Genomic DNA, 14,989 nt, shown 5'->3' with positions numbered 1-14,989 from the left:
ATTTACCAACTCTAACAACAATGGAGGCTGTCATGAGCACAATACAATCACATGTTTTTCAGAATTGGACGTTCAAGGCTTGCGAAGATCAAGAGTGGATGCCGGCTCAGGTGCCCGGCTGTGTGCATACAGATTTGCTGAAGCTGGGCAAGATTCCAGATCCTTTTTATGGAACAAACGAGAAGGAAGTACAATGGATTGATAAGATAGATTGGGAATATCAGACGGAATTTGACGTTGCCGATACGTTGTTCTCGCAGGAACATCTGGAACTGGTGTTTGACGGTCTGGATACATATGCGGATGTGTATGTGAATGATGTGCATGTGTTATCAGCAGATAATATGTTCCGAGTATGGAAGGCAGATGTAAAGTCTGTATTGAAGGGAGACGGCAACATTCTCCGAATACGTTTTCGGTCACCAATTCAGGAAGATCTGCCTAAGTTGGAGAAGCTGGGATATGCATTACCGGCATCCAATGATCAGTCCGATGTTGGCGGACTTGGCGACAAGAGAGTAAGTATTTTTGCACGTAAAGCCCCGTATCACTATGGTTGGGACTGGGGTCCGCGTTTTGTAACCAGTGGGATCTGGCGTGAAGCACGTCTTGAAGGTTGGACACAGGTACGAATCAATGATGTGTATATCCAGCAAAATGAAGTAAGCGCTACCTTAGCTTCATTAACTGCTGTTGTGGAAGTCGAGACATCCCAAGCGGTAGATACGATTATTCGTATCGGCGCAGATGGACAGAGATGGGAAAGATCCGTATCGCTACAACCCGGAACTCAGACTGTGGAGATTCCAGTCTCCATTGATGAACCGAAACTGTGGTGGAGCCGTGGGCTTGGTGATCCGCATATGTACACCTTCCTTACCGAAGTGCTTCAAGGTGAGCGAGCTGTGGCTGAATCTACAGTGAAGACTGGGCTTCGTTCCATTCGCTTGGTACGTGACAAAGATGAAGCAGGAGCATCCTTTTATTTTGAATTAAATGGTGTTGCGGTCTTTGCCAAAGGGGCCAACCACATTCCAAATGATAGCTTCATCACTGAAATTACTCATGAACGTTATCGTCATGAGATCGTATCCGCAGCCGAGTCCAATATGAATATGCTGCGCGTGTGGGGTGGCGGAATCTATGAGCAGGATGTGTTCTACGAACTATGTGATGAATATGGAATCCTGGTATGGCAAGACTTCATGTTTGCTTGCAGCATGTATCCAGGAGATGAAGCGTTCCTGAACAGTGTGAGACATGAGGCGATTGATAATGTGAAACGTCTGCGCAACCATCCAAGTATTGCACTCTGGTGTGGGAACAACGAGATTGATTCGGCTTGGGCTCACTATGTTGAGAATGGTGGCTGGGGTTGGAAAAAGGAATTTACTGCCGAGCAGCGTGAGAGTATCTGGGCCGATTACGAAGCTATCTTCCATGATCTGCTGCCAGAAGTCGTTGAAGCGTATGCTCCAGGTGTGGATTACTGGCCTTCCTCACCACTGGTATCATTGACAGGGGATGAGACGCAGCATGCGCACCCATCCACAGCTGAAGGGGATATCCACTACTGGGGCGTGTGGCACAATGTAGAACCATTCGAGAACTACAACGTGCATGTGGGTCGTTTCATGAGTGAATACGGATTCCAGTCTTTCCCGGAGTACAAGTCAGTACGCACTTACGCAGAAGAAGAGGATCTGGCTCTGGAGTCGGAAGTCATGCTGGCTCATCAAAAGAATGGCGCAGGTAATCGTCTGATCAAACAGTACATGGATATGTACATGCATGAATCGAAGGACTTCCCATCGTTCCTATATATGAGCCAGGTGCTCCAGGCGGAAGCGATGAAGACAGCCATTGAAGCGCACCGTCGCCGCAAACCATTCTGCATGGGCACACTTTACTGGCAAATGAATGATTGCTGGCCGGTGGCTTCATGGGCAGGTATGGACTACCTTGGTCGTTGGAAAGCATTGCAATATTATGCGAAACGCAGCTTCAGCGATGTATTGGTATCCGTAGATGGAACAAAAGAAGATACAACAGATATATATATCATCTCGGATCATTTACAACCTGTAAAAGGGCAGTTACAGATTCGTTTGCTTGGGTTCGATGGAACGGTGCATCGTGATGAAACACATGACGTGACCTTGGCACCTAATACAGGTGATCGAGTGTTGTCATTACGTAACACGGAATGGCTTGAAGGTCATGATACAGCTAACACGCTGCTGCGCCTGGATCTGAAACAGGAAGGTGCGGCGAATATCGTCCAGGAACACTATTTTGTACCGTCCAAAGACCTTGCTCTGCAGCCTGCAACCATCAATGTAAGCGGGGGAGCGGATGAGAACGGCGTTCATCTGATACTGGAAAGTGATGTGCTTGCTAAACAGGTATGGCTATCTTCGGATGTGGAGGGTGTCTTCTCAGATAACTTCTTCGACTTGATTCCTGGCATTCCGGTGAAAGTGCAGTTCACTTCCAGAGAGGGATTGCAGTCTAATGATGTGATATCAAATCCGGGACCGATCGAGGTTCGATCCATGATTGATTTTATTCGTTTGACCTAGAAGAAACGGTTGGAGTCTCTCGTAAGAGAGATTTCAACCGTTTTTTTATTGAAACCTGACCTCATTTATATATCGTAATGGTTTCGTAATACTTCGCTTAGAGAATCGTAAGCTGTCTTGCTTATTGTAATCTATGTAAGTAATAAACGAATGGAGAGTGATAAGAATGATGAAAACAAATAAGAGCAAAAAAGCGATGGTAGCAGCGGTATTGATGATGTCTATGGCCTTTTCTGGATTGGCAAGTGCTGCAGATATGAAAACGATTAAAAAGGATGGCATGGAGCTTGTTCAATTGAGACAGGCGGCGAAAATGTATGATTACAGCATTATGTGGGACAGCAAGGACAGATCTGTAACTTTGATGTATATGGGCAAAATGGACGACATGAAGATGAAAGATGACAAAATGATGGAAGACGACATGAAGATGGAAGAAACGATGATGCCTGCGGGGAAAACGATTAAATTGTGGATTGGATCGAAAAAAATTATGGTAGACGGTATGCCAGTTAACTTGAAATCGATGCCTGTCATCCATGATGGGAATTCGTATGCGGCTGAGTCTGTAATTAAACAATACATGATGCCAGCCATGGGAATGAAGTAATTTAAGATCTAAGCATCGCCATCACCATATGATATGATTGGCTCAAATGTATTTTCTGGAATATGGGGTGGGTTCGTTTGAATGAATGTGTACTGGTTGCTGATGATGATACAAATATTACGGACGTTTGTCGCAGGTATCTGGAACGGGAAGGTTATCTTGTCGTGACGGCCAAGGACGGTTTGGAGGCTATTGAGCTGTGGCACAGCCAAACGCCAAGCTTGATTGTGCTCGACCTGATGATGCCACATAAGAATGGTTGGGAAGTTTGCAACGAGATTCGGCAAACTGAGGATGTGCCCATTGTAATGCTGACGGCCCGGGGTGAGGAACAGGATCGTCTGATGGGACTGACGATGGGGGCGGATGATTATCTGACCAAACCATTCAGTCCGAGAGAACTTGTTTTGCGTGTGAAGGCAATCCTGCGGAGAATGCGAATTGCGCAGGCATCACCTGTTACAACATCTGAATATACGATCAATTATGAAGGGCTTACCATTGATTTTACCAAGCGTGAAGTGCACATCAGCGGGCAGGCCATTGAATTGACCGTTACAGAGTTTGAGATGTTGTATTTGCTGGCAAGTCACCCGGGTCAGGTGTTCTCCCGTAACCAGATGTTAAGCAAGATTTGGGATTTTAGCTATGAGGGAGATACAACAACGGTGACTGTACATGTTCGGAGACTACGAGAGAAGATCGAACAGAATCCTTCTGACCCAAAATATATTAAAACAGTTTGGGGTATAGGCTACAAGTTTGCGGGTGGCAGTTCATGAAACTTCGCACATACTTGGTGTTGTCCAGTCTCACAGGCATTGGCGTATTATTAATTTGTTTGTTCATCAGTTATTCCAAAATGCTGCTTACGATCGAACAATTGTATTGGTTATCAGCTATAACGGCAGGGGTAGGCTTACTTTCGTTTATTCTTCAATATTTGCTGACTAAGCCATTAGAGAAATCAATTGCGCGAATTACACAGCAGACGATACGAATTGCCGAAGGGGATTTCCATACGGAAGTCCCTCTCATCGGTACGCAGGAATTTAAGCTCCTGGCACAGCAATTTAATGAAATGAGTTCCAAGCTGAAGGAAAGCTTTGATCATCTGCATCACTCAGAAACCGCCAGACGAGAGTTGATCGCCAATGTATCCCATGATTTACGGACTCCCTTAGCATCCATTCAGTCATTCGTCGAAGCGTTGGAGGATGATGTCATTAAGGATAAAGAAACCTTTCAACGTTACCTGAACACGATACGACTTGAAACGAAGCGTTTGGGAGGGCTTATTCAAGATTTGTTCGAATTATCCAGCCTGGAAGCGCAAGGGGAGGTATTTGACCCTCAGCCTTGTCACGTCGATGAGTTGCTGCTCAGTACGTTGGAGAGTTTTTCGTTTCATCTCGCCGAGAAAACGCTGAACGTTGAAATCGATTTGCCCGATAAATTACCAGCCGCGGTCATGATGCCTGCACAAATGAAGCGGGTCCTTTCCAATTTGCTGCAAAATGCCATTCAATACTCTCCTATTGAAGGAAAAATCATTCTGGCTGCCGAAGAAAAGGGGCCGTTTATACGAATTTCAGTTACGGATGAAGGGGAAGGCATTGAAGCGGAGGAAACTTCGCGTATATTTGAACGTTTTTATCGAATTGACAAATCACGTAGCAAGAGCAATGGGGGGGCCGGGCTTGGCCTTGCCATCGCTCAATCGATTGTGGAACTCCATGGTGGCGAGATCGGGGTTCAGAGTACAAAAGGAGAAGGAAGCTGCTTCTGGTTCACGCTTCCGATCTACGTCAGTCGTTAACCTTGGTTAATCAAACGCAGTATTTATTCAGGTGGTGAATGACTTGACCAGTGATTTAGTATTCCTTTTCGGTGTTTTTGGTGCAGGATTGTTATCGTTTTTTGCGCCATGTATTCTGCCGCTGATCCCGGTATATGTGTCTTATCTGTCCGGAAGCATGGTCAACGGTACGAATCAGCAGCAACCTGACACCAATTCGGTTCGGTTGCGGTCCACACTTGTTTTGCGGACTTTTTTATTTGTTCTTGGGCTGTCCCTGGTATTTGTATTACTTGGTTTCGGTTCCGGCATCATTGGTAATATGATCTCAAGTCCTGTGTTTATTGCCATCTGCGGAGCCATCGTGGTGCTTTTTGGGATTTATCAAACCGGGTTGATCCGACTATCCTGGCTGGAACGGGAGAGAAAGCTGTCAAGCGATCAAGCCAAACGGGGAGGGTATGTTGGAGCGTTCCTGTTGGGTCTGACGTTTAGTTTCGGCTGGACGCCTTGTATCGGGCCTGTGCTGGCGGCCATTCTTGGTATCGCCGCAGGAGAAGGTTCTCCACTGTATGGCGGGTTTCTCATGTTCCTGTATACCCTTGGGTTAGCTATTCCTTTCCTGATTCTGTCCGTTTTTTCGGAATATGTTATGAAGCGTATACGTCGTTTATACAGGTACATGGGCGTCATCAAAATAACTTCCGGCTGTATTCTTATTGTCATGGGACTATTGTTAATGACAGACCGACTAAACAGCTTGGTGACCTGGTTTCAATAATCATTGGAGGAATTTGGTATGAAGACGGCACGGAAATGGATGGTATCTGTAATCGTATTCACTGGAGTACTGTTGATCTTGAGCGCATGTGGATCACAGCAAACTGAATCAAAACAAACGGGGTCAACATCAACCCCGGCATCAACATCCGATATGAGTTCGTCAACCATGATGAACAAGGGCGAGACGGCTCCGGAATTTTCATTGCGTGATCTGAAAGGAAATACAGTTGGACTTTCTGATGTTCAAGGCAAGAAAGTGTATGTGAAATACTGGGCTTCCTGGTGTTCCATCTGCCTTGCGGGTTTGGAAGACCTGAACAATCTGGCTGGTCAAAACAATGAATTTCAAGTCATTACGATTGTGACGCCAGACTACAAAGGAGAGAAATCCTCCAAAGCGTTTACTGAATGGTTTGACCAACAGCCATATGATAACATAACTGTTCTTTTGGATGAGAAAGGTGTATGGGCCAAGGAATTTGGCGTAAGAGCATATCCTAGTTCCTTTTATATTGGCTCTGATGGTATTTTAACGAAATCGCAGCCAGGGCATGCATCCAATGAACAGATCATGGAATCATTACAAGAGATTTTGTGAGAAGGGAGGAAGTGTCATGAAGAGTACGCTGCTCGGCTTGTGCCTCCTTGTTATAGCGATAGTCGTGTCTGCTTGTGGAAACAGGGCTGAGAGCCATTCAGCTTCATCTTCGATATCCACTCAACCTGTCAAGGCATCGAGTGTCTCCGAGGAAAACCTGAGTAACCTGTACTTGGCAGGAGGCTGTTTCTGGGGTGTGGAGGCATATATGGCTCGTATTCCGGGGGTTCAGGATGTGACTTCCGGTTATGCCAACGGTGAAGGAGAGAATCCAACCTATGAGGATGTTATTCGCGGAGATCAGGGGTTTGCGGAGACTGTTCATGTAAAATATGATCCGCAGCAAGTATCTTTGCAGAAATTGCTTGAATCTTATTTTCGAGTTATTGATCCTACCAGCTTGAATAAGCAGGGCAATGATCGTGGAATTCAGTATCGGACTGGAATATATTATACGTTGCCTGAAGATGCCAAAATCATCGAGCGAGCTGTAGCGGTAGAGCAAGAAAAATATGACCAACCCATTGTAACGGAAGTGATGCCTCTGCAGAATTATTATTTGGCGGAGGAGTACCATCAGGATTATTTGGAAAAAAATCCGAATGGATATTGTCACATTGATATGACTGTCCTGGATGACCTGGAGATTGGAATTGATCCGGCTCAATATCCACGTCCAACAGATGAACAATTAAAGGAACGATTAACAGACGAACAGTATGCGGTCACGGTAAACAATGATACGGAGCATGCGTTCAGTAACGAATACTGGGACAATGAGGAGCCCGGTCTGTATGTGGATATTGCAACGGGAGAGCCGTTATTCACCAGTCGAGATAAGTATGATTCCGGTTGCGGGTGGCCGAGCTTTACAAAACCGATTGTACCTGAGGTTGTTACCTATACAACGGATACGAGCTTTGGTATGGATCGCACGGAGGTACGAAGCCGGGCAGGTGACATCCACCTCGGTCATGTGTTCGATGATGGTCCCGAAGATCGCGGCGGCAAACGTTACTGTATTAACAGTTCATCGATCCGGTTTATTCCGTTAGACAAGATGGAGGAAGAACGATACGGATATTTATTGTCTGACTTTATCAAAAGGCAATAAGGCCATAATTTTAGAACGGTTGAGATCTCTCTATGAGGGATTTCGACCGTTTTTTATTTTGCGGCATCTAACAAAAACGGAGGTAGGCTTCAAAGATGGTTCCATCATTGTTATAATTGATAATCATTATCAATTATGGGTAGGCTTTTAGTCACAATGCCAAGGTATTGTGTGTGTTTGATCGCTTAGGAGAGGGAGTTCATATGGGAATTCAGAATGACATCAAGCTGTGGGATCAGGTACAGGTTCGCGTGCTTGATGTGCGTCTTATATCATTCGCAACACACGAGTTCATACGCAATTATGTGTTACCGACCAGTGCATTTGTGTATGTTCAAGGCAGGGGTCAGGTCTGGCTGGATGAAGAGGTATGGACTACAAGCCAGTTCTTGCTGCTGCATGGGGGAAAAGGAAGACGTCTGACACTCTGATTTTGATGAGGAGATTGCCAAAATCAAGCAGGAGGTGCAGAGTGTTGTTCCAGCTGACGCTACATTCTCCGTTATGCAGGAATATGATCGCCAAGTCTTCATTTTTGGCAATCAGTCGGGCCGGGGAGGGCGTAACATCTACGAATTGCTTGGTTTGCAAGCACCAAAGAACATTCCATCCGAGTTGATGCAGGGCGCCTATTATGAATTCTCTATAGAACTGCTCTCCAAATATGCCGGAGATTACATTGTGCTGACCAGCAAGTCTCAGTTGAAAGACCTTCAGGCAGAGCCGATCTGGGGTTCATTACCTGCTATCAAAAATGGAAATGTGTACATATGGACGGAAGAACAATCCTGGTTCCGTGACCCTATCGCCTTGTTGAAACAGACACAGGATCTGGCTGAATGGATTATTGGACTTAATACACCGTCTAAATAAGGAACTTCAAAAAACCGTGCCGCCCAGTTTGCTGAGCAGCACGGTTTTCATATTCGTATGTAGGACTGAACAGTAGAGGGAATTAGCTGCCTGTACGAGATGAAATAGCAGTGTGATTACCATATAAGAGTTTATTCGCTCTTTTGTTCGTTCTGAATTTCTTGCAGATCCTCCAGTTGCAGTGTGAGGTCATTCTCGGGGTTTGCACTCACAATGACTTCTGACGGTGATTGTTGCTGACCTGGCTGATTCGACTTGGCGGCAGATTTGATCACGTAGAGACTTTGAACGGAGTTGAGCAGGCTGGCAGGGGTGTCTTCATACGTTTCCAGGAAGAGTACATAGTCTTTGGTAGGAATCAGCTTGAGGTTGTCATCATTAATAATCTCGGTGTTGCCTAGTTGTCCGCCAAGTTGCTTCACTTCAAGTTTTTCCCCGGCAGTGTAACTGCCTTTATAGGATTCAGCGACCTGAATCGTGTGGATCGTATAGATTTTGTCAAAAGAAGATGGCTCTCCGCCCGGATCGGACGCGGGGGTTAACTCGTTCTCATTAGCAGCATCAGTAACTTGTGCGATATCGTTTAAAGCTTCCACACGAGTCTCAACAACACTGCCTTTCACAATGGTATTTGCTCTCTCGGACAGGTCGCCAATGCTGGCATAACTCGGGTAATCTTCAGAAGCAATAATGGTCATAGGTGCATCGGATGGGGACGCGGTAGGTGTAACAGAAGAACATCCAACTGCAGATAGAATGAAAATGGAAGAGAGAAGCAGCGTTAATACTCGATTTTTGTTCATGGACAGGGATCCTCCTTGGATTTTGGGATGAGTTCGTAACGGATTAGTACTTGGATTTTACGTTATTGATATCAAAAGTTTGGGGTTGGGTCATGGAATTACGGTTGCGGGAGTAAGACATAATGGAAGGACTACTTGTTGTCGGGTTGTCACCGAGCCATATGGAGTGTCCGAGTTCGTGGACAAATACGCTTTGAATGAAGTTGGATAAGTTGTTTGCGTCAGGTGTGATCGTGGATGTATTGAGTTCAATGCGGAAGCTTACGACTTGACTGCCAGATACGGAGGCGTAGTTGACACCATATGCTGTATTATTGAAGTTTCCTGCGGTGATGGTGTTTGGGGAGTTACTTGTTTTGGTGAATTTAACTTTGGCACCTGCATTGTTCCAGTTGGTAAGGGAAGCGTCCATGGGAGTCTGCCATGCGGAGGCGTAATTATACGTACGAATGGGGATGGTGGTGCTGGCATAACCGTAGGTCAGAAAGGTTGCCGCATAGATGGTACTGCCAAACATCGCAATCGCTGAGAACAACATGATGCTCATCAAAAACTTCCTTTTCATACTTAAAACCTCCAATAAATGTATTTTATTCTCTATTATAGTAACAAGTAATATTGGAGTTGAAATGAGTCCGAGGTCGTTATTTTTGTCGTGAAAAACATGAAATATATCTTGATCAGACCCTAATGGTGTCAAAATAAGTCATTTTCTGTTCGATATGCATGCATAATTTCCCTGAAATAACAAACAATACGTTCAACTTCTCACAGGGAAAGGTAGTGCTTGAGCATGTGCAACCGTTTTTCATTGGCAGCCGATTTGGACGAAGTCAGAGATCATTTCAAGGTTCAGCGAGTGATGTATTATTACAAAAACCGATACAATATCAGCCCAACCCAGCATACGCCGATTATTTTGCATCAGGATGGTGAGCGTGTATTGGATGAGTTCCGGTGGGGGTTCATTCCATTCTGGGGTCGTGATGCGGTTAACGCGAATCTCATGACGGTGCATGAGAATCCTTCCTATTACAAACTGGTAGAGACCAAGCGCTGCGTCATTCCCTGCAATGGATTATATTACTGGCGGCAAGAGGGCAAAAAAAGTTATGCGGTTCGTGTTGTCATGCCGGATCGTGGTCTGTTCGGTATTGCTGGGTTATACGAGGTGTGGAGAGATACACGGAAAGAGCCGCTTCGTACCTGCACGATGCTTATGGCAGGCGCGAACATGGTTACACGCGAGTTTGGCAGTAAAATGCCAGCCATCCTCTCCGAAGAAGAGATCAACACTTGGCTTGACCCGGCTAATACACGGGTGACTCAGTTGTTACCGCTATTGAAATCGTATAACAGTACAGAGATGAATCTGTATCCAGTCACCCCAATGGTCGCTAACGATGAACACGACTGTTACGAATGCGTAGAAGAGATGGATCAGAAGCTGGCTTACGTTCGGAGTTTCTGAAAATCTTTTGAATAGAGTGAAGAAGATGAAGGGGCCGAGAGTCTGGGAGACACTCTGCTCTTTTTTTCCTTTCTGAAAATGAAGAGTTGCAATTGCAGTGAAACGTAACTATAATCATTACAGTAAGCGAACGCATATATTCATATATCTATTAAAAGAGATATTTAGTATCAGGAGGGAACCACGAATGAATCCAAAGTTTAACCAGATGTTTGAACAAGTTTCACTGCCGACTGGCATTACACTGAAAAACCGTATCGTGCTTGCTCCTATGACTCATATGTCCTCTAATGCAGATGGTACGATATCCGATGCTGAACTTGCTTATTATGCACGTCGCACCGGTGGTGCTGGCATGTCGATTACGGCTGTAGGGCATGTAACAGAGACTGGCATTGGTTTCCCGGCTCAGTTTGGCGTATATGACGATCGCTTCATTCCTGGTCTGAAAAAACTTGCTGATACGATTAAGCAGCAAGGCTCCGTAGCCGTATTGCAAATTTTCCATGCGGGCCGTCTGACACCAGAACAAGCCGTACCTGCGGGTCAAGTAGTTGCTCCTAGTGCAGTTGCGAGTGAGCGTCCTGGATCTCCTGAACCAAGAGAGTTGACGGATGCGGAGATTACTTCCATTATTAAAGACTTTGGTGAAGCGACACGTCGTGCAATTGAAGCCGGATTTGATGGTGTTGAGATTCACGGTGCCAACGGTTACCTGATCCAGCAATTCTTCTCCCCGCATTCCAACCAACGTGAAGATCGCTGGGGCGGAAGTGCCGAGAAACGTCTGACATTCCCGCTTGCTGTAGTGGACGAGATTCAGAAGGTCGTTGCCGAACATACGAAACTGCCGTTCATCATTGGTTACCGCTTCTCCCCGGAAGAACCGGAAACACCGGGACTCACAATGGAAGATACGTATCTACTAGTGGATGCATTGAAAGATAAAAATCTGGATTACCTTCATGTCTCTGTGAACGAATTCTGGTCCAAGCCAAGACGTGGCGAAGCAGATACGCGTTCGAGAATGGAATTCATTCTGGATCGTGTGAACGGTAAACTGCCTGTGATCGGTGTAGGTTCGATTCATACGGCAGATCAGGCCGCTGAGGCGCTCCAAACGGGAGTACCTTTGCTTGCCATTGGACGTGAGTTGATTATTGACCCGGATTGGGTTGAGAAAATCGAGAGCGGACGGGAAGAAGACATCGGAACGATTTTGACCAAATCGGATAAGGAACGCTTGGTTATTCCTGACGGATTGTGGAATGCAATTATCCACACACCGGGTTGGTTCCCTATGGCAGAAGATAAATAAGATACACTTCAGGACTGGAATGGAGGGGGCGAAAGCTCCCTCTTTTTGCACATGGACCAAATTCTCCTTGTGATCGCTCTGTGGTATGATGGATGAACAGGATCAACTGGATAATCAACGGTTTGGAGTGAAGGAATATGCTCGTAGCTGAACGGTATGAGAAAATAGTGGAATGGGTGGATACGCAAGGCAGTATGCGTGTGACCGAACTTAGTGAGCGCTGCGGGGTGACGGAGGAGACGATTCGTCGTGATCTGGACAAGCTCGAACAGGCGGGCAGACTCAGACGGTCCCATGGCGGGGCGGTCAGCGTAAAATACAAGGATGAGTTACAGTCGGAGATTCCGTATCCGGAACGGGCTGTAGCCCATGCAGAAGAGAAGCGCAGAATTGCAAGCGAAGCGGTGAAAATGGTGGAATCCGGCGACCGGATCGCCCTGGATGCAAGTACAACGGCGTGGTATATGGCGGCAGGATTGCCGAACATTCCACTGACGGTATTAACCAACTCAATTAAAGTCGCCGCAGAGCTGAGTAACAAGGAGCAGATTCGCGTGATTGCTACAGGTGGGCAATTGGCTTCGAAGTCACTGTCTTTTGTAGGACCGCTGGCAGAACGTTCGCTGGATGCTTATCATGTAGACAAAGTGTTTTTGTCTTGCAAAGGGGTACATCTGACCAAAGGCATCAGTGAATCCAATGAATTACAGGCCTTGGTGAAGCAGAAAATGATCCATATTGCGGATGAGGTCATTTTACTTGCAGATTCCAGCAAATTTAACATACAGGCGTTTACCAGAGTTGCTGAGATGAGCAGTGTGGGCAAAGTGATTACAGATCAGGGTGTAGATGAAGAGCGCATTAGTGCATTGATTGAGCAGAATATTACGTGTATACGTGTGTAAATCAGAAAGGAATGAATGTCATGAAACATCCTTTTCATCTGAAAGCGGTATGGAATGGTGGGCGTAACAGTGAGGGAACAATCGATGCGGGTGGGTTAAAAACGATCATATCGATTCCGCAGGAGATGGGCGGACCCGGTACGGGAACTAACCCGGACGAGATGCTGCTGGGTGCAGCCTCCACCTGTTACCTGATCACGCTGGCAGCGATGCTGGAGCGTTCGGATATTACGCCAGATGAATTGACGCTTGAATCGGAAGCTACGGTAGATGTTACGAATAACGTATTTACGTACGAACGGATCGTACATAGACCCCGGATTGTGCTCAGCGCAGATGCCTCTGAGGCGGATCTGACCAAGGCTGAGCGCTTGGCGCATAAGGCTGAATTCTCCTGTATGATCTCCCGAGCGGTGGCAGGTAATGTCCAGATGGAGACACAACCGGTCATTGTTACTACAGGTGCTAACGCGGTGTGATATACTGAAGAATAGACGATTCAAGTTGTCATTTGTGTAAAATAAGGAGTAATTCGGTATGAACACACAGAAGCGTAAGACTAACCGCTGGGTACGTTTAACACGTGCTATGAAGCTGAATTTTCTCAAATTGTTACGTGCTCCCGGAGGTGCCCATAAAGTATCTACCGGATTTGCCATAGGGTTCGGACTGGAACTGATCGTGATCTCGACCGCTTCCCTGATATATCTCGTATTTTATCCGATTGTGCGACTGTCTGGGGGTTCGATGCCAGCAGCGATTGTTGGCAATGTGATCGGGAAACTTACGTTTTTACCTATTATCCTGATGCCACTCGCCAAACAAATTGGCTCATGGATTTTGCCTGCTCACAGTATGGGACAGGGACTGGTACATGAGAGTGCATTCATGGAGCTATTTCGTGGAAACTGGTCGGCCGTGAGTGAATTGTTGCTTGGTGGACTGGATATTCTGGCAGGCATGTCCGTGTTCGGTGTCATTCTGGGTGTGATTTCGTACTTTGTCGTAAAATTCTTTTACGTCAGAGCGCTCAACCGGCGTTACGAACGCCGGCTTGAGAAACGCCGACAAGCGGATATCGCTTCGGTATCACCTCCGGTATTAATCAGGAAGCCATCACAATCATAATGGGCAGTATCAACATGGATGCAGCGGTGGTCCACAGAATACAGCGGGATACAAACTGCGGAGAAGCATTGAACTGTTCAGCCAAAATAACGGCGTTCACTGCGGTCGGCATCGATGCGAGGATCAGCAGCACACTGAACAACGTGCCTTCGACCTGAAGAGCGGTCAGTATCAGCCAGGACAGGATTGGCGCAGCTGCGAGACGGACCACAAGCCCGGTCCAGAAAGCTCGGCGTACATTGGGTAGCCAAGGCACCGTTGCACCTTTTGGTCTGAGCATCTGTGCTCCCAGAATGGCGAGAACAACAGGCGAGTAGCCCGCAGCCAGCATGGAGATGCCTCTATCGAGTGCGTCAGGCAGGCTCAGATTGGACCCACGTAGCGCAATGGCGATGCCAGCAGCATAGATGGATGGCATGCGGAAAACGGACAGAATCGCATCTTTTACCGTGAATTGGGATCTTGCGGCAAAAAAGATACCTACCGTATTAACAATGATCATCTGTCCAATGACGTAGACGGAAGCCTTGTCGAGTCCAAGCTGACCAAAGGCAAGCAGCACAAGCGGGAGCCCGTAATTCACGCAGTTCGTAAACGTGGAGACGAGGGTGAGACCCGCTTTTTCGCTTGCACCCAGACGGAAAACCCGGCTTAACAGCTCGGCGAGTGCCCACAGAGCAATCAGATTAATAATAGAGAACCAGAACGTGCTGGTGACATCCGTCCAGGTAATCTCTGCATGCAGCAATGTATTGAAGATGAGCGCAGGGCTCAAAATATAAAGGGAAAAGGTCGAGAGCGACCGGGTATCCCAATTCTTGAAGCGTTTTAACAGAATACCTCCAATCACGGGAAGTGATATCGGCAGGAATACATGGTATAACGTGAGTAAAAATGAGTGAAGCAATGCAATTCAGTCCCTTCTGGATGAAAAACCTATCTTATCATAGCAGAAGATGCATCTCATATGAATGGATTTCAGTATGATGATGTGTAGTAATCGCCT

At 46.4% G+C, this 14,989-nt stretch carries 17 protein-coding genes; 14 read left to right on the top strand and 3 right to left on the bottom strand.

The window, feature by feature from the left end; genetic code table 11:
- Positions 1-32 precede the first annotated feature (32 nt).
- From D829_RS0111060 to D829_RS30855, 9 genes are all read left to right on the top strand, one after another.
- A complete protein-coding gene (locus D829_RS0111060; protein ID WP_017688952.1) occupies positions 33-2,582 on the top strand; it encodes a glycoside hydrolase family 2 protein in 2,550 nt (849 codons plus the stop codon).
- A gap of 166 nt (positions 2,583-2,748) precedes the next feature.
- A complete protein-coding gene (locus tag D829_RS0111055) occupies positions 2,749-3,192 on the top strand; it encodes a stalk domain-containing protein (protein WP_017688951.1) in 444 nt (147 codons plus the stop codon).
- A gap of 77 nt (positions 3,193-3,269) precedes the next feature.
- A complete protein-coding gene (locus D829_RS0111050; RefSeq protein ID WP_017688950.1) occupies positions 3,270-3,974 on the top strand; it encodes a response regulator transcription factor in 705 nt (234 codons plus the stop codon).
- Positions 3,971-5,011, top strand: a complete 1,041-nt coding sequence (locus tag D829_RS0111045; protein WP_017688949.1) for an ATP-binding protein — start codon at positions 3,971-3,973, stop codon at positions 5,009-5,011. The genes D829_RS0111050 and D829_RS0111045 overlap by 4 nt, the downstream gene beginning before the upstream one ends.
- A gap of 43 nt (positions 5,012-5,054) precedes the next feature.
- On the top strand, positions 5,055-5,771 hold the full coding sequence (locus D829_RS0111040; RefSeq protein ID WP_017688948.1) for a cytochrome c biogenesis protein CcdA: 717 nt from the start codon (positions 5,055-5,057) through the stop codon (positions 5,769-5,771).
- An 18-nt stretch (positions 5,772-5,789) separates the two neighbouring features.
- On the top strand, positions 5,790-6,371 hold the full coding sequence (locus D829_RS0111035) for a redoxin family protein (RefSeq protein WP_017688947.1): 582 nt from the start codon (positions 5,790-5,792) through the stop codon (positions 6,369-6,371).
- A 16-nt stretch (positions 6,372-6,387) separates the two neighbouring features.
- Positions 6,388-7,485, top strand: coding sequence for a peptide-methionine (R)-S-oxide reductase MsrB (msrB, locus tag D829_RS0111030; RefSeq protein WP_026081125.1), 1,098 nt, complete (start codon positions 6,388-6,390; stop codon positions 7,483-7,485).
- Between the two features lie 203 nt (positions 7,486-7,688).
- The gene (locus tag D829_RS0111025) at positions 7,689-7,916 is read left to right on the top strand and encodes a hypothetical protein (protein WP_017688945.1); all 228 of its coding nucleotides are present in this window, start codon (positions 7,689-7,691) and stop codon (positions 7,914-7,916) included.
- 34 nt (positions 7,917-7,950) lie between these two features.
- Complete coding sequence (locus tag D829_RS30855; RefSeq protein WP_017688944.1) at positions 7,951-8,358, top strand: ABC transporter substrate-binding protein; 408 nt, start codon at positions 7,951-7,953, stop codon at positions 8,356-8,358.
- A gap of 131 nt (positions 8,359-8,489) precedes the next feature.
- Here the strand turns inward: D829_RS30855 and D829_RS0111015 are convergent, their stop codons facing one another.
- Both D829_RS0111015 and D829_RS30850 read right to left on the bottom strand, forming a co-directional pair.
- The gene (locus D829_RS0111015; RefSeq protein WP_017688943.1) at positions 8,490-9,161 is read right to left on the bottom strand and encodes a hypothetical protein; all 672 of its coding nucleotides are present in this window, start codon (positions 9,159-9,161) and stop codon (positions 8,490-8,492) included.
- Between the two features lie 43 nt (positions 9,162-9,204).
- Positions 9,205-9,726: a hypothetical protein gene (locus D829_RS30850; protein WP_017688942.1), complete on the bottom strand. Its 522-nt coding sequence runs from the start codon at positions 9,724-9,726 to the stop codon at positions 9,205-9,207.
- A gap of 228 nt (positions 9,727-9,954) precedes the next feature.
- Between D829_RS30850 and D829_RS0111005 the strand changes: the two genes are divergently transcribed.
- From D829_RS0111005 to D829_RS0110985, 5 genes are all read left to right on the top strand, one after another.
- Entirely contained in the window at positions 9,955-10,632 is a 678-nt protein-coding gene (locus D829_RS0111005; RefSeq protein ID WP_017688941.1) for an SOS response-associated peptidase, read from the top strand.
- Between the two features lie 187 nt (positions 10,633-10,819).
- Positions 10,820-11,950, top strand: coding sequence for an NADH-dependent flavin oxidoreductase (locus D829_RS0111000; RefSeq protein ID WP_017688940.1), 1,131 nt, complete (start codon positions 10,820-10,822; stop codon positions 11,948-11,950).
- Between the two features lie 137 nt (positions 11,951-12,087).
- A complete protein-coding gene (locus D829_RS0110995) occupies positions 12,088-12,855 on the top strand; it encodes a DeoR/GlpR family DNA-binding transcription regulator (RefSeq protein WP_017688939.1) in 768 nt (255 codons plus the stop codon).
- Positions 12,856-12,875: 20 nt separating this feature from the next.
- A complete protein-coding gene (locus D829_RS0110990; protein WP_017688938.1) occupies positions 12,876-13,334 on the top strand; it encodes an OsmC family protein in 459 nt (152 codons plus the stop codon).
- Between the two features lie 58 nt (positions 13,335-13,392).
- Entirely contained in the window at positions 13,393-13,983 is a 591-nt protein-coding gene (locus D829_RS0110985; RefSeq protein WP_017688937.1) for a DUF2062 domain-containing protein, read from the top strand.
- Here the strand turns inward: D829_RS0110985 and D829_RS0110980 are convergent.
- Positions 13,961-14,890 carry an AEC family transporter gene (locus D829_RS0110980; protein WP_017688936.1) on the bottom strand — a complete coding sequence of 310 codons (930 nt, stop codon included), beginning with the start codon at positions 14,888-14,890 and terminating at the stop codon, positions 13,961-13,963. The genes D829_RS0110985 and D829_RS0110980 overlap by 23 nt on opposite strands.
- Between the last annotated feature and the right edge of the window lie 99 nt (positions 14,891-14,989).

The organism is Paenibacillus sp. PAMC 26794, from assembly GCF_000316035.1.
Taxonomy (GTDB): Bacteria; Bacillota; Bacilli; order Paenibacillales; family Paenibacillaceae; genus Paenibacillus.
This window is presented reverse-complemented; position numbering and strand designations above follow the sequence as displayed.

Coding starts and splice junctions, on each gene's coding strand:
- D829_RS0111015 (WP_017688943.1), bottom strand. CDS start 9,161: ATGAACAAAAATCGAGTATTAACGCTGCTTCTCTCTTCCATTTTCATT.
- D829_RS0110985 (WP_017688937.1), top strand. CDS start 13,393: ATGAACACACAGAAGCGTAAGACTAACCGCTGGGTACGTTTAACACGT.
- msrB (WP_026081125.1), top strand. CDS start 6,388: ATGAAGAGTACGCTGCTCGGCTTGTGCCTCCTTGTTATAGCGATAGTC.
- D829_RS0111055 (WP_017688951.1), top strand. CDS start 2,749: ATGATGAAAACAAATAAGAGCAAAAAAGCGATGGTAGCAGCGGTATTG.
- D829_RS0111035 (WP_017688947.1), top strand. CDS start 5,790: ATGAAGACGGCACGGAAATGGATGGTATCTGTAATCGTATTCACTGGA.
- D829_RS0111005 (WP_017688941.1), top strand. CDS start 9,955: ATGTGCAACCGTTTTTCATTGGCAGCCGATTTGGACGAAGTCAGAGAT.
- D829_RS0111060 (WP_017688952.1), top strand. CDS start 33: ATGAGCACAATACAATCACATGTTTTTCAGAATTGGACGTTCAAGGCT.
- D829_RS0111045 (WP_017688949.1), top strand. CDS start 3,971: ATGAAACTTCGCACATACTTGGTGTTGTCCAGTCTCACAGGCATTGGC.
- D829_RS0110995 (WP_017688939.1), top strand. CDS start 12,088: ATGCTCGTAGCTGAACGGTATGAGAAAATAGTGGAATGGGTGGATACG.
- D829_RS30850 (WP_017688942.1), bottom strand. CDS start 9,726: ATGAAAAGGAAGTTTTTGATGAGCATCATGTTGTTCTCAGCGATTGCG.
- D829_RS0111025 (WP_017688945.1), top strand. CDS start 7,689: ATGGGAATTCAGAATGACATCAAGCTGTGGGATCAGGTACAGGTTCGC.
- D829_RS0111000 (WP_017688940.1), top strand. CDS start 10,820: ATGAATCCAAAGTTTAACCAGATGTTTGAACAAGTTTCACTGCCGACT.
- D829_RS0110990 (WP_017688938.1), top strand. CDS start 12,876: ATGAAACATCCTTTTCATCTGAAAGCGGTATGGAATGGTGGGCGTAAC.